Source organism: Paraburkholderia sp. BL9I2N2 (genome assembly GCF_004339745.1).
In the GTDB taxonomy this organism is placed as follows: Bacteria; Pseudomonadota; Gammaproteobacteria; order Burkholderiales; family Burkholderiaceae; genus Paraburkholderia.
In genome coordinates, this window is the sequence record NZ_SMGP01000006.1 from 421,075 (window position 1) to 434,929 (window position 13,855).

13 protein-coding genes are annotated in these 13,855 nt (G+C 60.1%); 12 read left to right on the forward strand and 1 reads right to left on the reverse strand.

The annotated features are described in order from the left end of the window. The first annotated feature begins 132 nt into the window (after positions 1-132). Positions 133-1,527 carry a cytochrome ubiquinol oxidase subunit I gene (locus tag B0G74_RS45455; protein ID WP_132384402.1) on the forward strand — a complete coding sequence of 465 codons (1,395 nt, stop codon included), beginning with the start codon at positions 133-135 and terminating at the stop codon, positions 1,525-1,527. 36 nt (positions 1,528-1,563) lie between these two features. Beyond that, entirely contained in the window at positions 1,564-2,559 is a 996-nt protein-coding gene (gene cydB / locus B0G74_RS45460; protein ID WP_132384403.1) for a cytochrome d ubiquinol oxidase subunit II, read from the forward strand. Between the two features lie 261 nt (positions 2,560-2,820). Here the strand turns inward: cydB and B0G74_RS47400 are convergent, their stop codons facing one another. After that, positions 2,821-3,240, reverse strand: coding sequence for a hypothetical protein (locus B0G74_RS47400; RefSeq protein WP_243658638.1), 420 nt, complete (start codon positions 3,238-3,240; stop codon positions 2,821-2,823). A gap of 252 nt (positions 3,241-3,492) precedes the next feature. Here B0G74_RS47400 and B0G74_RS45475 point away from each other — a divergent pair, with 252 nt between their 5' ends. The 10 genes from B0G74_RS45475 to B0G74_RS45520 all read left to right on the forward strand — a co-directional run bounded on the left by B0G74_RS45475 (position 3,493) and on the right by B0G74_RS45520 (position 13,804). Further along, positions 3,493-5,127 (forward strand): sigma 54-interacting transcriptional regulator, encoded by a 1,635-nt coding sequence (locus tag B0G74_RS45475; protein WP_243658639.1) that lies wholly within the window; start codon positions 3,493-3,495, stop codon positions 5,125-5,127. 307 nt (positions 5,128-5,434) lie between these two features. After that, a complete protein-coding gene (locus B0G74_RS45480) occupies positions 5,435-5,920 on the forward strand; it encodes an OsmC family protein (RefSeq protein ID WP_132384460.1) in 486 nt (161 codons plus the stop codon). A gap of 53 nt (positions 5,921-5,973) precedes the next feature. Next, positions 5,974-7,116: an acyl-CoA dehydrogenase family protein gene (locus B0G74_RS45485; RefSeq protein WP_132384404.1), complete on the forward strand. Its 1,143-nt coding sequence runs from the start codon at positions 5,974-5,976 to the stop codon at positions 7,114-7,116. After that, on the forward strand, positions 7,113-8,474 hold the full coding sequence (locus B0G74_RS45490; protein ID WP_132384405.1) for an FAD-dependent oxidoreductase: 1,362 nt from the start codon (positions 7,113-7,115) through the stop codon (positions 8,472-8,474). Before B0G74_RS45485 ends, B0G74_RS45490 begins: the two co-directional genes overlap by 4 nt. A gap of 61 nt (positions 8,475-8,535) precedes the next feature. After that, a complete protein-coding gene (locus tag B0G74_RS45495; RefSeq protein ID WP_132384406.1) occupies positions 8,536-9,927 on the forward strand; it encodes a CmpA/NrtA family ABC transporter substrate-binding protein in 1,392 nt (463 codons plus the stop codon). A gap of 20 nt (positions 9,928-9,947) precedes the next feature. Continuing rightward, on the forward strand, positions 9,948-10,841 hold the full coding sequence (ntrB, locus tag B0G74_RS45500) for a nitrate ABC transporter permease (protein ID WP_132384407.1): 894 nt from the start codon (positions 9,948-9,950) through the stop codon (positions 10,839-10,841). Then, positions 10,831-11,760, forward strand: coding sequence for an ABC transporter ATP-binding protein (locus B0G74_RS45505; RefSeq protein WP_132384408.1), 930 nt, complete (start codon positions 10,831-10,833; stop codon positions 11,758-11,760). The genes ntrB and B0G74_RS45505 overlap by 11 nt, the downstream gene beginning before the upstream one ends. A 30-nt stretch (positions 11,761-11,790) precedes the next feature. Beyond that, on the forward strand, positions 11,791-12,240 hold the full coding sequence (gene cynS, locus B0G74_RS45510) for a cyanase (RefSeq protein ID WP_132384409.1): 450 nt from the start codon (positions 11,791-11,793) through the stop codon (positions 12,238-12,240). A gap of 55 nt (positions 12,241-12,295) precedes the next feature. Beyond that, a complete protein-coding gene (locus B0G74_RS45515; protein ID WP_132384410.1) occupies positions 12,296-12,991 on the forward strand; it encodes an MBL fold metallo-hydrolase in 696 nt (231 codons plus the stop codon). A 30-nt stretch (positions 12,992-13,021) separates the two neighbouring features. Next, positions 13,022-13,804, forward strand: a complete 783-nt coding sequence (locus tag B0G74_RS45520) for a sulfite exporter TauE/SafE family protein (protein WP_132384411.1) — start codon at positions 13,022-13,024, stop codon at positions 13,802-13,804. Positions 13,805-13,855 lie beyond the last annotated feature (51 nt).

Here is a 13,855-nt window from a genome sequence, read left to right on the forward strand (position 1 = left end):
CACATGTTGACGCGCGCCTTGGCGAAGACCACATAGCGAAAAATCATCGGACTGCTTGCTGAGACGCAGTCCGTTTTCCAGTCACCAGCCCAGTCCCAGCGACGACGGCGCGTTCTTTGCGAGGCGATGTGTATGAACCCGAGTGCGTTGGACCTTTCCAGAGTGCAATTTGCTTTCACTGTCTCCTTTCACATCATCTTTCCAGCGCTCAGCATTGGCCTTGCAAGCTTCCTCGCTGTGCTCGAGTTCGCCTGGCTGAAAACCGGCAAGCAGCATTACAAAGACCTATGTCAGTACTGGTCGAAGATTTTCGCAGTCGGATTTGGCATGGGCGTTGTCTCCGGCGTCGTGATGGCGTACGAATTTGGAACCAACTGGGCAGGCTTTTCCAAGTTCGCAGGCCCAGTCAACGGACCCTTGTTGACCTATGAAGTCATGACTGCCTTTTTCCTTGAGGCAGGATTCCTGGGCATCGCATTGTTCGGATGGGAGAAGGTCGGAAAGGGGCTCCATTTCTTCGCGATACTGATGCTGGCAGTCGGCACACTGATCTCCACCTTCTGGATCCTGGCTTCAAACAGCTGGATGCAGACCCCGCAAGGGTTTACCGTTGAGAATGGCCACGTTGTCCCTCAAGACTGGTTTCAGATCATCTTCAATCCATCCTTTCCCTATCGACTGGCGCACATGGGTATAGCGGCATTCATTGCCGCTGCATTTCTTGTTGCAGCAACCGGCGGATTTCATCTCCTACGAGGAAGGCGCGACCCCGCCGTCAAATCTTCGTTCTCCATGGCGCTATGGTTGCTTATGATCTTAACCCCTATACAAGCCGTTGTGGGCGACCAACATGGTTTGAACACTCGCAAGTACCAGCCTGTCAAGATCGCTGCGATTGAAGGTTTGTGGGAAACGGAGCAAGGCGGTACCGCGTTGAACCTCGTAGGCTTTCCCGACATGAATGCCGAGGAAACCCGATACGCCATCAAGGTTCCGCATCTGGGAAGCCTTATTCTCACGCATAGCTGGAACGGCGTGATCCGCGGAATGAAGGAGTTCCCGAAGGAAGACCGGCCAAACTCCTCGATCATCTTCTGGAGTTTCCGCATCATGGCCGGGCTCGGCATGCTGATGATACTGACAGCGCTTCTAGGCGTGCTCTTGCGTCGCGGTGGGCGTCTTTATGAAAATCGTTGGTTCCAAAGGCTGATGATCACAATGGGACCGTCTGGCTTCATCGCCCTGATTGCCGGTTGGGTTACGACAGAGGCCGGTCGTCAACCGTGGGTGGTCTATGGATATTTCCGCACGGCGCAGGCAGTCTCCCCCATTACCCCCCAGGAAGCAGGAGTCTCGCTACTGATCTTCGTCACGGTGTACAGCCTCGTGTTCGGGACCGGGATCTATTACATCCTGAAGCTGATCCGGCTCGGGCCGCCGCCGCCCGATTCCAGGTCGCCTACCCCACACCCTGGCCTCGATGAGGAACTGAGCGGTCGTCGTCCCCTCGCAGCAGCGACAGACTAACTGTCCGTCGTTCCAAACAACATATAGGAGCATCAAATGGATGTGACTGTGATTTGGGCGGCGATCATTGCCCTTGGTCTGTTCATCTATGTGGCCCTTGATGGCTTCGATCTGGGGATAGGCCTCATTTTTCCATTTTTCCCCCTCGACGCCGAGCGCGATCTGATGATGCACTCGATCGCGCCTGTGTGGGATGGCAATGAAACCTGGCTCGTCCTCGGCGGTGCGGCCTTATTTGCCACCTTCCCAACCGTCTACTCGGTTGCCCTCTCGGCCCTGTATCTTCCGATCATTTTTATGGTCGTATGCCTGATCTTTCGTGGTGTGTCATTCGAAATCCGGGAAAAAGCAAATCGGACCAGGAATCTGTGGAACCTCGCGTTCATATGCGGCTCGGCCGGCGCGACGTTCTTCCAGGGCACGATTTTAGGGGCGTATCTGCACGGAATTCCCGTATCGAATGGCGTATTCTCCGGCGACCCGTTCTTCTGGGTGACACCATTCAGCTTCTTTACCGGTATGGGGCTCATGGCGACCTATGCACTGCTTGGCGCAACCTTTCTCGTACTCAAAACCGAAGGTGATCTTCAACGCCGTATGCACAGACTTGTATGGCCACTCACTCTCGTACTCCTCGTCTTCATCGTCGCTGTAACTGTATGGACACCGCTTACTGATTCACAGGTTGCATCGCGATGGTTTGATTCGAGCTTCCGGATCCGTCTTTATCCGGTACCGGTTCTGGTCGCGATCGTCGCCGTGTTGATGTTCAAGGCAGTCGTGCAGCGACGAGACAGCGCTCCATTCATACTCGCACTGCTTCTGGTTCTTCTCGGTTACATCGGCTTGCTTGTGAGCATCTGGCCGTTCGCCATCCCAAACTCAATGACGCTCTGGGAAGGCGCGGCGCCTCATTCAAGCCTGACCTTTACGCTGATAGGTGCGGTGATCATCATCCCCATCATTCTTGCTTACACGACTGCTGGCTACTGGGTATTCCGCGGCAAAGTTCACCACGGGACGCATGACTAATGATCTTATACACGGAGGATGTGATGCCAGAAAAAACTGAACATTGGAGCCGTCTATACGGAACCCGAATGATGTGGTTTGTCATTCTGTGGTGCGTAGGGTTTGCCGCTGCGATGCTGACCGCGCTCCCATTCCGTCTTCTTGTCGCAGCCGCGATGCACTAATAGACGGACGTCGTGTTGGAGAGAGTTCCGCCGCGACCACGATGCGCGCCGAGGCGTTTGTTTGCCGAAAATTGAACTATTGCCCCTCAGTATCGCATCAGGCTGAAACCGGTTTGCCCTGGAGTTCCCACACGTTGGCAGGCGGGGCGTTTCGCCAGACAGTGCAAAACCTACGCCAGACAAAATCCGCAGGCGCCGCAAATGGAGCGCGTAGCCGGTATGAGAACTGGACGAGGCGGCGCGCCTGGTCTACACGCAAAACATCAGCCAGCGCTTCCACTGTTGGGCGCACAATCCTCGTGGCCGCCAGGATCTCGCCGATGCCGGGCGTGGTCTTCAGGATCGCGAATTCCGGGCGCAGACGGACTTCGCGATGAATGGTGAGTTCGAGCGCGTGGATCTCTGTGCTCAGCGTTTCGATGACAGCCACGCTGGCCTGGAGCGCGCGCTGCCGCGATGATCTGTTGCAGGTCATTGGTGAGCCGTTTGCGATATAGCACGTGATCCTGATCGTCAATCACGGCCACCACCGCATTATTCGAATGAAGATCGATGTCGCTATACCTCATTTCAGCCTCCTTACGGGTAATGTTGACCGTTGCAACTCCACTGTAGACCCTGGCCGCCCACCTCTATCGGGGCGGCCAGGAGGCCTCTCAATGATTATCAACTTCACGGCATCGTCGCTCGCCCGTTCGAGCCGTTGGATTTATCCCGTTCGGAATTCTCTGAAATAATGCGGTCATTACCTTGGACGTGTTAGAGACTTATGAAAACGCGAACCGTGCAGGACGCTGGCGACGCCGAGTCTCCCGCCTTCTGGCGCGAGCAGGAGATGCTTTTACTGCAGCAGGTGATGGCGCTTGTCGGAAAAAACCTGTCTCCGGTGCCCGTGTTCCGCGAAATGCTGCACCTGATGTCCGAACTGCTCGGCTTGAACCGCGGAAGAATCGTGCTGCGCGACGAGCGGCAGCGCACGGGCCGGATCCGGCACGCGTACGGATTAACAGCGCAGGAGGTCGAGCGCGGCTGTTACATGTTGGGCGAAGGCGTAACGGGCAGCGTCTTGCAACACGGCCAGCTGGCAATCGTGCAGGATATCGATGCGGAGCCGACTTTCCTCGCGCGAGCCGTCGAACGGTCGAACCTTCCGTCTGGTCCCGTTTCGTTTATCGCGTTGCCGATCGTGGTCGAACGGGTCACCATCGGCGTCCTTGCCTGTCACCGGATTCGGAGACGGACCAGGGCGCTCGCCGACGACGTCACGCTCCTGCGCATTCTTGCGACGCTCGTTGGGCAGTTGCTGCAACTCGAAGCGAGCCTGCAGCAGAAGACTCGCGCACTCGAACAGCAAAATGCCGCGCTCGCACGAGCACTCGAGTCCGCCAGCGCCCGGTACGGAATTATCGGGACCTCGCCGAGGCTGCTGCGAGCGATATCCGAACTCGAGCGCGTCTCCGATTCCTCGGCAAGCGTACTGCTGCTGGGGGAGTCGGGAACCGGCAAGGAGCTTTTTGCGCGGGCCCTGCATCTGGCCAGCCCGCGACACGACAAGGCATTCATCAAGATCAATTGCGCTGCCATCCCTGACACCCTGTTCGAATCCGAGCTGTTCGGCTATGAGCGCGGCGCGTTTACTGGTGCTGCGACGATGCGTGCCGGCTGGTTCGAACAGGCGGACACGGGCACCATCTTCCTTGACGAGATTGGCGAGTTGCCCCTTACCATGCAGACGAAACTGCTGAGGACGCTCCAGGAGGGAACGATCACACGCCTCGGTGGCAAACAGGAGATCCGCGTCGATGTTCGACTGGTTGCCGCCACCAACCGGAATCTGCAGGCGGACGTTGCGCGTGGCACGTTCAGGCAGGATCTTTTCTACCGGCTCAACGTTATTCCGATCCATTTGCCATCGCTTTCGGAGCGCCATGAGGATATCCGCGAGCTTGCGCTTCACTTCATAAACCACGCAAACCAGGCCAACCAGCGCAACGTCAATCTGACAGCCACCGCATTGGAGCGGCTGCAGCAATACTCCTGGCCAGGCAACATCCGGGAACTGGCCAACCTGATCGAGCGTATCGTCCTGCTGGCCGACCACCCGTTTCTCGATGCAGCGGATATCGAGCGCTTCCTTCCACAGCCGGATGATGAGGCGTCCGCGGTGCCGGCTATGGCCACCAGACCTCTCGCGGATCCTGCCTCCGCCCTTTCGCCTGAACCGGGGCCGGGCGCAGTGCCGCCAATGCGACCGTACGGACGGTTCAGTTCACACCCGGCCGAGGCGTTGACGCAGGCGCTGCGGCAGTGCGGTGGCAACAAGTCGCGTGCTGCGCAGAAGCTAGGGATGACCGTGCGGCAGTTCAGCTACCGATGGAGCAAGCTTGGACTGACGGACGTCTGAGCCGACGCCTCACCGCACCCAGATCTCAATTGTCGACAATGTATACATTGTCGACAATTGAGATCTGGCGCGCACATTCAAAATAGAAGAACAGGTCGGTTCATTGATCTCCAACATGCCCGTCCTATAACGCGCTATGGGATATTTTCATGGGTTGGCATATCTGTTGCTTTAAGGAACGTGTCGACGCAGCACAACACGCCGCCGCGGCGACACCTTTTCCAAACAGGAGTCAGCCTTGAACACCGTTACCGACACCCCCACGACCGTTTCTACGGTTCTCCGCCCGATCGACCGGGACGGCCTGATGGCCTTCGCGGAAAAGGGCCGCAATAACCCCGGCACGCGTGGCAAGAACAATGTCCACACCGTGATGCAAGGCCAATACCGGTCGTTGAGCTATGTGGGCCAGCATGCCCCGGTCGTGGTCGACGAGCCGCTGCATCTGTTCGGTGAAGACACTGCGCCGGCGCCCGGCGAGATTGCCTTGTCCGGGCTCGGCGGCTGTCTGGCCGTCGGCATCACCGCAGTGGCCACCTGGAAGCAGGTCAAGCTTTCGAAGCTCGAAGTGTTCCTCGAAGCCGATATTGGAAACCCGGCAGCATGGGGCGCGGGCGGGGCGGAAATGCAGCCGCCGCAAATGGGCTTTCAGGATATCCGCGTGAAGGTGCTGATCGAGGGCGATGCGAGTCGCGAGGTGCTGGAAGAGATCGTGCGCCACGCGAATTTCTACTCGCCGGTGGCTAACACGATGCGTAATCCGATCCCCATGAGCGTCACGCTGGCGGACTGAATCCGTCGTCCGATCGTCACCGGCCGACCAGGCTGTACCTAGGGAAATCCATCATGCAAAGCGAACTGATACCCAGCGACTCGAGCGTCGAAGGCTGGAGCGACGACGAGGTCATGGCGGGCGTCGCCGCTATCGCGCGCGGCCCGCTTGAGGCCGCCGCATCACGGATCGACGCAGAAGGGTTTTACCCGCTCGACATCATGGCGGCGCTTGGACAGGCTGGTGCGCTCGGCGTCCATCTTGACCGTCACGGCGCACGGTTTGGTCTGTCGATCGATGCAATGACGGAAGCCAGCCGCGCCTGTGGCGCGACCGGCTTCCTGATGTGGGCGCACGACGTATGCGGCCTTTACATGGAGCAGTCGGGCAATCCGTATCTCACCGGCGACCGGCTCGACGCGCACGCGCTGGGCCTTACGTTTGGCGGCACGGCGCTCTCGAATCCGATGAAAGCGTTCTCGGGTATCGAACCGATGATGCTGCGCGCCACGTCCACGCGCGGCGGCTATCTGATTAACGGGACCTTGCCTTGGGTCAGTCATATCGGGCGAGGCCAGTACTGCGGCGCAATTGCGGCCGTGCGTCGCGATGACGGCTCGATATCGCATGAGGTGATGTTCATCCTCGATTGCGACGAGCGGGTCGAACTCCGTCATTGCCCGGTGTTCTCCGGCATGGAAGGCACCAGCACATGGGGCATCAAGCTGACCGACTACTTTGTCGGTGAGCCGCAGATGATCGCTGACCCGGCCCGCCCGTTCATCGCGCGCATCAAGCCCGCCTTCATCTTGCTGCAAGTCGGTATGGCGCTCGGCGTCGCGCAGGGCGGTATCGATTCGAGTCTCGAAGTTGAACCGGTGCTCGGCCACGTGAACCGCTTCCTTCATGATCGCCCGGATGACCTTCGGGCTGAGCTGGAAGACGCTTCGTCGCAGGCGAGACGGCTCGCGCAAACGCCCTACGACGGCAGCAAGGACTACTTGCTGGAAGTCCTGGACCTGCGCGCACGAGGGGCTGAGCTCGCTCTGCGCGCGGCGCAGGCCTCACTGCTGCACCAGGGCGCACGCGGCTACCTGATGAGCGCGGCACCGCAACGCAGGATTCGTGAATCGCATTTTGTTGCGATCGTCACCCCCGCCATCAAGCATCTGCGCTGGGAAATGGCGCGGCTTTGCGAAGAGGAGTTTCCGGCATGAGCACGATCGTGGGCGACTGGAAGAAGTTTATCTGCCGCGCGTGCGGCGTCATCTACGACGAAGAATTCGGCGATCCAGACAGCGGGATTGCGCCGGGTACCCGCTTCGACGATATCCCCGACGACTGGGAGTGCCCGCTGTGTGGCGTCACGAAGGAGGACTTCGCCCTCTACGAGCCAGGCTCAGCTACGGCTGTCGCGCCGGGCGAGGCGCCTGCGGTTGTCCCGCAGAAGACCGGTGTGGTCGTGGTCGGCGGCGGGACGGCCGGCTGGACTGCTGTCGAAGCGCTGCGTGCGCTCGACGCAGACGTGCCCATCACAATGGTGACCGCCTGCGAGGGTGACCGGTACCGGAAGCCTGAGTTATCGATCGCCCTTAGCCAGGGAAAGTCCCCCGAGCTGTTAGTCAGCGAACGTGGGCGCGATTGCGCGAGACGCCTGAAGGTGCGACTCCTGTCGAACACCTATGCGGTCGGGCTGTCGCCGGCGTTGCATCAGTTGCGGACAACGGCCGGAACGCTGCATTACACGCGCCTGGTGCTGGCACAGGGCGCGCGTCCGGCGATGCCCGATGCGCTGCCGCCGAATCTTTGCTGGCGCATCAACGATCTCGCCATGTGGTCGGGCGTGCAGCGCGCGCTGGCGCCACGGCCCGCGCGCATCGCTATCGTCGGCGCGGGTCTGGTCGGCTGCGAACTGGCCGAAGACTTCGCACGCTCGGGACACTCCATAACCGTGCTGGACGTGAACGAGCGGCCGCTTGCAGCGCTGCTTCCCGAGCAGGCATCGCAGCGTGTGCTGGAGAGTTGGGCAAATCAGGGTATCCGCTTCATGGCTGCGCGCAGCGTCGTCAGCGTGACGCTCGCGGATGAAAGCGTAGGTGCGGAGCGCATCGTCCAGACCCAACACGGCGAAGCGCTGCATGTCGATCTGGTCCTTTGCGCGACTGGTCTCGGCACGCAGTCTTACCTCGCGCGTGTCGGAGGGCTCGAGTTCAAGCGCGGCATTGCAGTCAACCCGCTGACCTTGCAGACGAGCGCGCCGGACGTGTACGCGCTTGGCGACTGCATCAGCATCGGGGGCGAGCCGTGCCGTTTCATCGAACCGATCGCCGGACAGGCCGAAGCTATTGCCCACTCCTCGCTCGGCCGCGATCACGCGGGCTATCACCACCAGCCGCCGGTGCTGCGTGTCAAGACCAGATCGCTGCCAATAGTCATGCGGGGAGCACCGTCGCGCGAACTCGCCTGGGAGATCGTCGAACACGACGAACATCAACTTTCGATGGCTCAATACCGCAATGGCAACCTCGTTGCTTCGCTGGACGTCGGACAGCGAAAGGCGCGGCTGGCGGCTTGAGGACGGCCCCGCAAAGGTCTTTTATCGCAACCACAGCCGTTGGTCACCCTGGGGAACAGACATGGATAACCCGAACCGTTACCGGCCGTTCGACGGAGATGCGACGCTCTCGAGTTGCTCGTGCGGGCAGCACGCGTCAGAGTCGGAACACGACGCGCAACTGCGCAACAGGAGCCTAAGCGATGCAGAGTTCATCTCGCGCGATGTCGTCGAGGCCGCGGCAGTGCGCGCGCTGTTTCCCCGCGATGACACGCGTCGGTCGTTCATCCGTGCTGTTGGCAAGAGCGCGGCGATGGCTGCCGTCTATACTGTACTGCCCATCGCCTCGCTGCAGGAAGCATTCGCCCAGGACAAGAGCGGCAACCTGGAAAAACGCGACCTGGACGTCGGATTCGTGCCGATCACTTGCGCGACGCCGCTCATTGCCGCCGAACCGCTCGGCTTCTACAAGGAGCAGGGCCTGAACGTCACGCTGCAGAAAGTGGGTGGCTGGGCACTGGTGCGCGACCGGATGCTGAACCGGGAACTGGACGCATCGCACACGCTCGCGCCCATGCCCCTTGCCATTTCGATGGGGGTCGGTTCGCAGCCAACGCCGACGCGTGTCGCGACAATCCAGAATGTGAACGGGCAGGCGATCGTGCTGGCGCTCAAGCACAAGGACAACCGCGATCCGCGAAACTGGAAGGGCTTCAAGTTTGCGATCCCCTTTGACTTCTCCATGCACAACTTCCTGCTTCGCTATTACCTCGCGGAGCACGGCATCGATCCCGATCGCGATGTTCAGTTGCGTGTAACGCCGCCTGCCGAAATGATCGCGAATTTACGGGCCGGCAACATCGACGGTTTCCTCGGACCCGATCCCTTCAACCAGCGGGCGGTGTTCGACGAGGTCGGCTTCATTCACATCCTGTCGAAAGACATCTGGGCGGGGCATCCATGCTGCTCGTTCAGCGCGTCCGAGGCATTCGTGAAGCAAAACCCGAACACGTTCGCGGCGCTTTACCGGGCCACCCTGAAGGGGGCGGCATACGCGCACGAAGCGTCGAACCGGCCTGCGCTGGCGAAGATGATTTCCGCGCCGGCCTACCTCAACCAGCCGGAGCTGGTGGTGCGGCAAGTGTTGACCGGCACGTTCGCCGACGGTCTGGGCCAGGTACAGCGCGTATCCGACCGCGTCGATTTCGAGCCGTTGCCGTGGTATTCGATGGCCGTCTGGATGATGACGCAGATGAAGCGCTGGGGCTACGTCAAGGGCGACGTCGACTACCACGCGCTCGCCGAAAAGGTATTCCTGCTCACCGATGCCCGGGCCGCGATGAAGCAGATCGGCGCGACCGTCCCGGATATTGCCAGCACTGGCGGATACCGTCCCATCGCGGTCATGGGCCGTACGTTCGATCCGGCCCATCCCGACGGCTACGTTCGGGCCTTTGCCATCAAGCGCGCGTAATGCGCAGTAGGAGAATCAGGATGACTGTATCGACGCGTTTATCGCTGCGGCAGAAAGCTGTTCTGTGTTCGGTTGCAGTATTGGCCCTTCTGTTGATCGTATGGCAAGCGGCCACGGCTCCGACCGCAGAGACCGCGCACAGCACTCCGTCTGCCACCGCTGAAGCCACTGAGTACGCAATGCTGATGGGCAAGATTCCGGAGACTGCAGACACTTCGTTTCAGCGGAAAGTGACGGGCTTTCCCACGCCCGGCCAGTTTGCCCACGAAGCATCGCGACAACTGGCGCACCCGTTCCGCGACAACGGCCCGAACGACAAGGGCTTCGGCATCCAGCTGGGCTATTCGCTGGCCCGCGTAGGCGCCGGTTACGTCTTCGCACTTTTAGTAGCGGTACCACTCGGTTTTCTGATCGGCATGTCGCGCCTGGCGTTCATGACCTTCAATCCGTTCATCCAGGTGCTGAAACCTATCTCACCGTTAGCCTGGATGCCGATCGCGCTTTACACGATCAAGAGCTCGTCAACCTCGGCCGTGTTTGTGATCTTCATCTGTTCTGTGTGGCCGATGCTGATCAATACCGTGTTCGGTGTCGCGGCCGTTCGACGCGACTGGCTGAACGTTGCACGGACGCTGGAAGTGCCGCCGCTGCGCCGGGCACTGACCGTCATTCTGCCCGCGGCTGCACCGACCATCGTGACGGGCATGCGTATCTCGATGGGCATCGCGTGGCTCGTTATCGTCGCCGCGGAGATGCTGGTCGGCGGTACCGGCATTGGCTATTTCCTCTGGAATGAATGGAACAATCTGTCGCTTGCGAACGTGCTGTTCTCAGTGCTGCTCATCGGTCTGGTGGGCATGCTGCTCGACCTGCTGTTCGCTCAACTTCAAAGGAAGGTGACCTATGCCGACTAATACGCCCGCAAACCAGCCTGACAGCGCCACAAAGTTCATCCGCGTCGAGTCGCTCAGCAAGCGTTACCGTCCCGATGTCCCGCCGGTTTTTGAGAACGTCAGCTTCACAATTGACCAGGGCGATTTCGTCTGCGTAATCGGGCATTCGGGGTGCGGTAAAAGCACGATCCTCAATGTACTTGCGGGGCTCGAAGAACCGACGAACGGCCATGTCATCATGGGGAACCGCGAGGTTTCGGGCCCCAGCCTCGATCGCGGCGTCGTGTTTCAGGGCCATGCGTTAATGCCGTGGCTCACGGTCGAGGCGAACATTGCGTTCGCGGTGCGTGCACGCCATCCCGCGTGGTCGCGCGCGCAGATTGCAGCGCATAGCCTGCGCTTTATCGAAATGGTGGGACTCAAGGGCGCCGAAAAGAAGAAGCCATCTGAACTCTCTGGTGGCATGAAGCAGCGTGTCGGCATCGCCCGCGCGTTCGCGGTTGAACCGAAGATGCTTTTGCTCGACGAGCCCTTCGGCGCGCTCGACGCGCTCACGCGCGGCGTGATCCAGGACGAGCTGCTGCGGATCTGCGCGTCGACGCACCAGACCGTCTTCATGATCACGCACGATGTCGACGAAGCCATCCTGCTCTCGAACAAGATCATGTTGATGGGCAATGGCCCGCATGCGCAGATCGCCGAGATCGTTGTCAATACGCTACCGGCCGACCGCAAGCGCGAGACCATTCATCACGATCCGCAGTTTTACCGGATCCGTAACCATCTCGTCGACTTTCTGGTCCGGCGGTCAGGCGACATGAAGCGCGGAATCGAAGCAGGCCATATACCCGGTGCCGTACCGCGGGTGGTAAGACCCGGTCTGGAAGAGCCCCACGTGATCGTGCGTGATCCGGGGCCTATCATCAAGGCAGTCGCATAGCAACCATCGCTTTTTCAAACGGAGTAAATCATGATTTCCAGTCGCAACGAAGTGACCCAGATGATCGTGTCGGCCAAGGTCGCCAAAGGCCTCACGTGGGGCGAAGTAGCTGAGGCAATCGGCCAGAGCAAAGAGTGGACGACAGCGGCATGCCTTGGTCAGATGACCTTCACGAAGAGCCAGGCACAGGCGGCGGGCGAAATCTTTGGTCTGTCCGAGGAAGCGGTCGCGTGGTTGCAGATCGTGCCGTACAAGGGCTCGCTGCCAACATCCGTACCGACCGATCCGTTGATCTATCGGTGGTACGAGATGGTGAATGTCTATGGGACGACGATCAAGGAGCTCATTCATGAGGAGTTCGGCGACGGCATCATGAGCGCCATTGATTTCGCGATGGATATTCAGCGCGAAACAGATCCGAAAGGCGATCGCGTGAAAGTTGTTCTGTCGGGCAAGTTCCTTCCGTACAAGACGTATTGAGCGTTGACGCGGTGTCCGTTGACATTGTGGTGACGAATCTGTTGCAGGGGTGGTCATGGTCTTTCGCCAGTTTTTCGATCCGGTCTCGAGTACCTTCACGTACCTCCTCGCCTCGCGCAGGGGAGGGGAGGCACTCATCATCGATCCCGTGAAGGAGCAGCTCGGGGGATATCTGGCGGCAATCGATGAGCTCGGCGTGCGTCTTGTTCATGCCATCGACACCCACACGCATGCGGATCACGTCACTGCACTTGGCGATCTTCGCGATGCGACCCAATGCACGACCGTGATGGGTGAGCGGTCAAAGGCGTTATGCGTGTCGCGGAAAGTGAGCGAGAATGAGGTGCTGCGCATGGATGGCATCGAGCTGAAGGCGTTGTACACGCCGGGCCATACGGACGAGTCGTTCAGCTTCGTACTGAATCCGAGGCGTCCGGAAGCCGTCTTTACCGGCGACGTGCTGCTTATTCGCGGGAGTGGGCGCACTGACTTCCAGGGCGGGGACGCACGCCGCTCCTGGGACTCGATCGTCAACAAGCTCTTCAGGCTGCCGGACGAGGCAACGGTATATCCGGCGCACGACTACAACGGCTGCACCGCATCGAGGATCGGCGATGAGAAGCGGTTCAACCCGCGGCTTTCCGGAAAGAGCGAAGCCGAGTACATCCGGATCATGGATAGTCTGAACCTTCCGAACCCCGCGATGATGGATGTCGCGGTGCCTGCGAACCTTGCATGTGGCCAGCTTTAAGCGCGGACCGAAGCAGCTGGATAAACGAATATGACTGCGGCGGGAATGATGGCACAAGGGCTTGCAGCCGCCCTTTGCGGGAGCTTCGTGAGCTTCTCGCTTGGACTGCTTGGGGGAGGCGGCTCGATTCTGGCAGTTCCCCTGATTCTTTACGTTGTCGGACTGCACAATCCCCACGTGGCGATTGGGACCGCTGCATTGGCAGTTGCCGCCAGCGCGTACATCAATATCATTCCGCACGCTCGCGCTGGTCGCGTGCGGTGGGGGGCGGCTCTTACGTTTGCAGGAAGCGGAGTGCTGGGTGCAGCGCTAGGCTCATCAATCGGAAAGCTTGTAGATGGCCATGTGTTGACGGTGTATTTTGCGCTGCTGATGTGCGTGGTTGCATTCCTGACGCAAAGGGCGCGGCCGGCTGAGCAGGCCGCAGACGGCAAACTGCCTGCCGAATATGTGCGCTTGTGTGGAACGGGACTGGGTGCTGGGGGCGTGTCCGGATTTTTTGGAATTGGCGGCGGCTTTCTCGTCGTCCCGGGTCTCATGTACGCCGGACGCATGCAGATCGTCGACGCGATCGGCACATCACTGTTCGCCGTCGGCTCTTTTGGCATGACCACTGCTATCAACTACGCGATGTCAGGGCAGGTCGACTGGCTTGTCGCGGTCGAATTTGTCGGCGGTGGCGTGATTGGCGGCGCCTTTGGCGCGCGGGCGGCAGGCCGCCTCGCCCATCGACGCAGTGTGCTGAACCGGATGTTCGCCATGATGATTGTCGCCGTCGCGGCGTACATGCTTTATCAGGCGTGTCGTACGTGATTACTACGCCGCTGAGCTATGGGACCCGTCGCAGTTCAACTGCCGGACGGA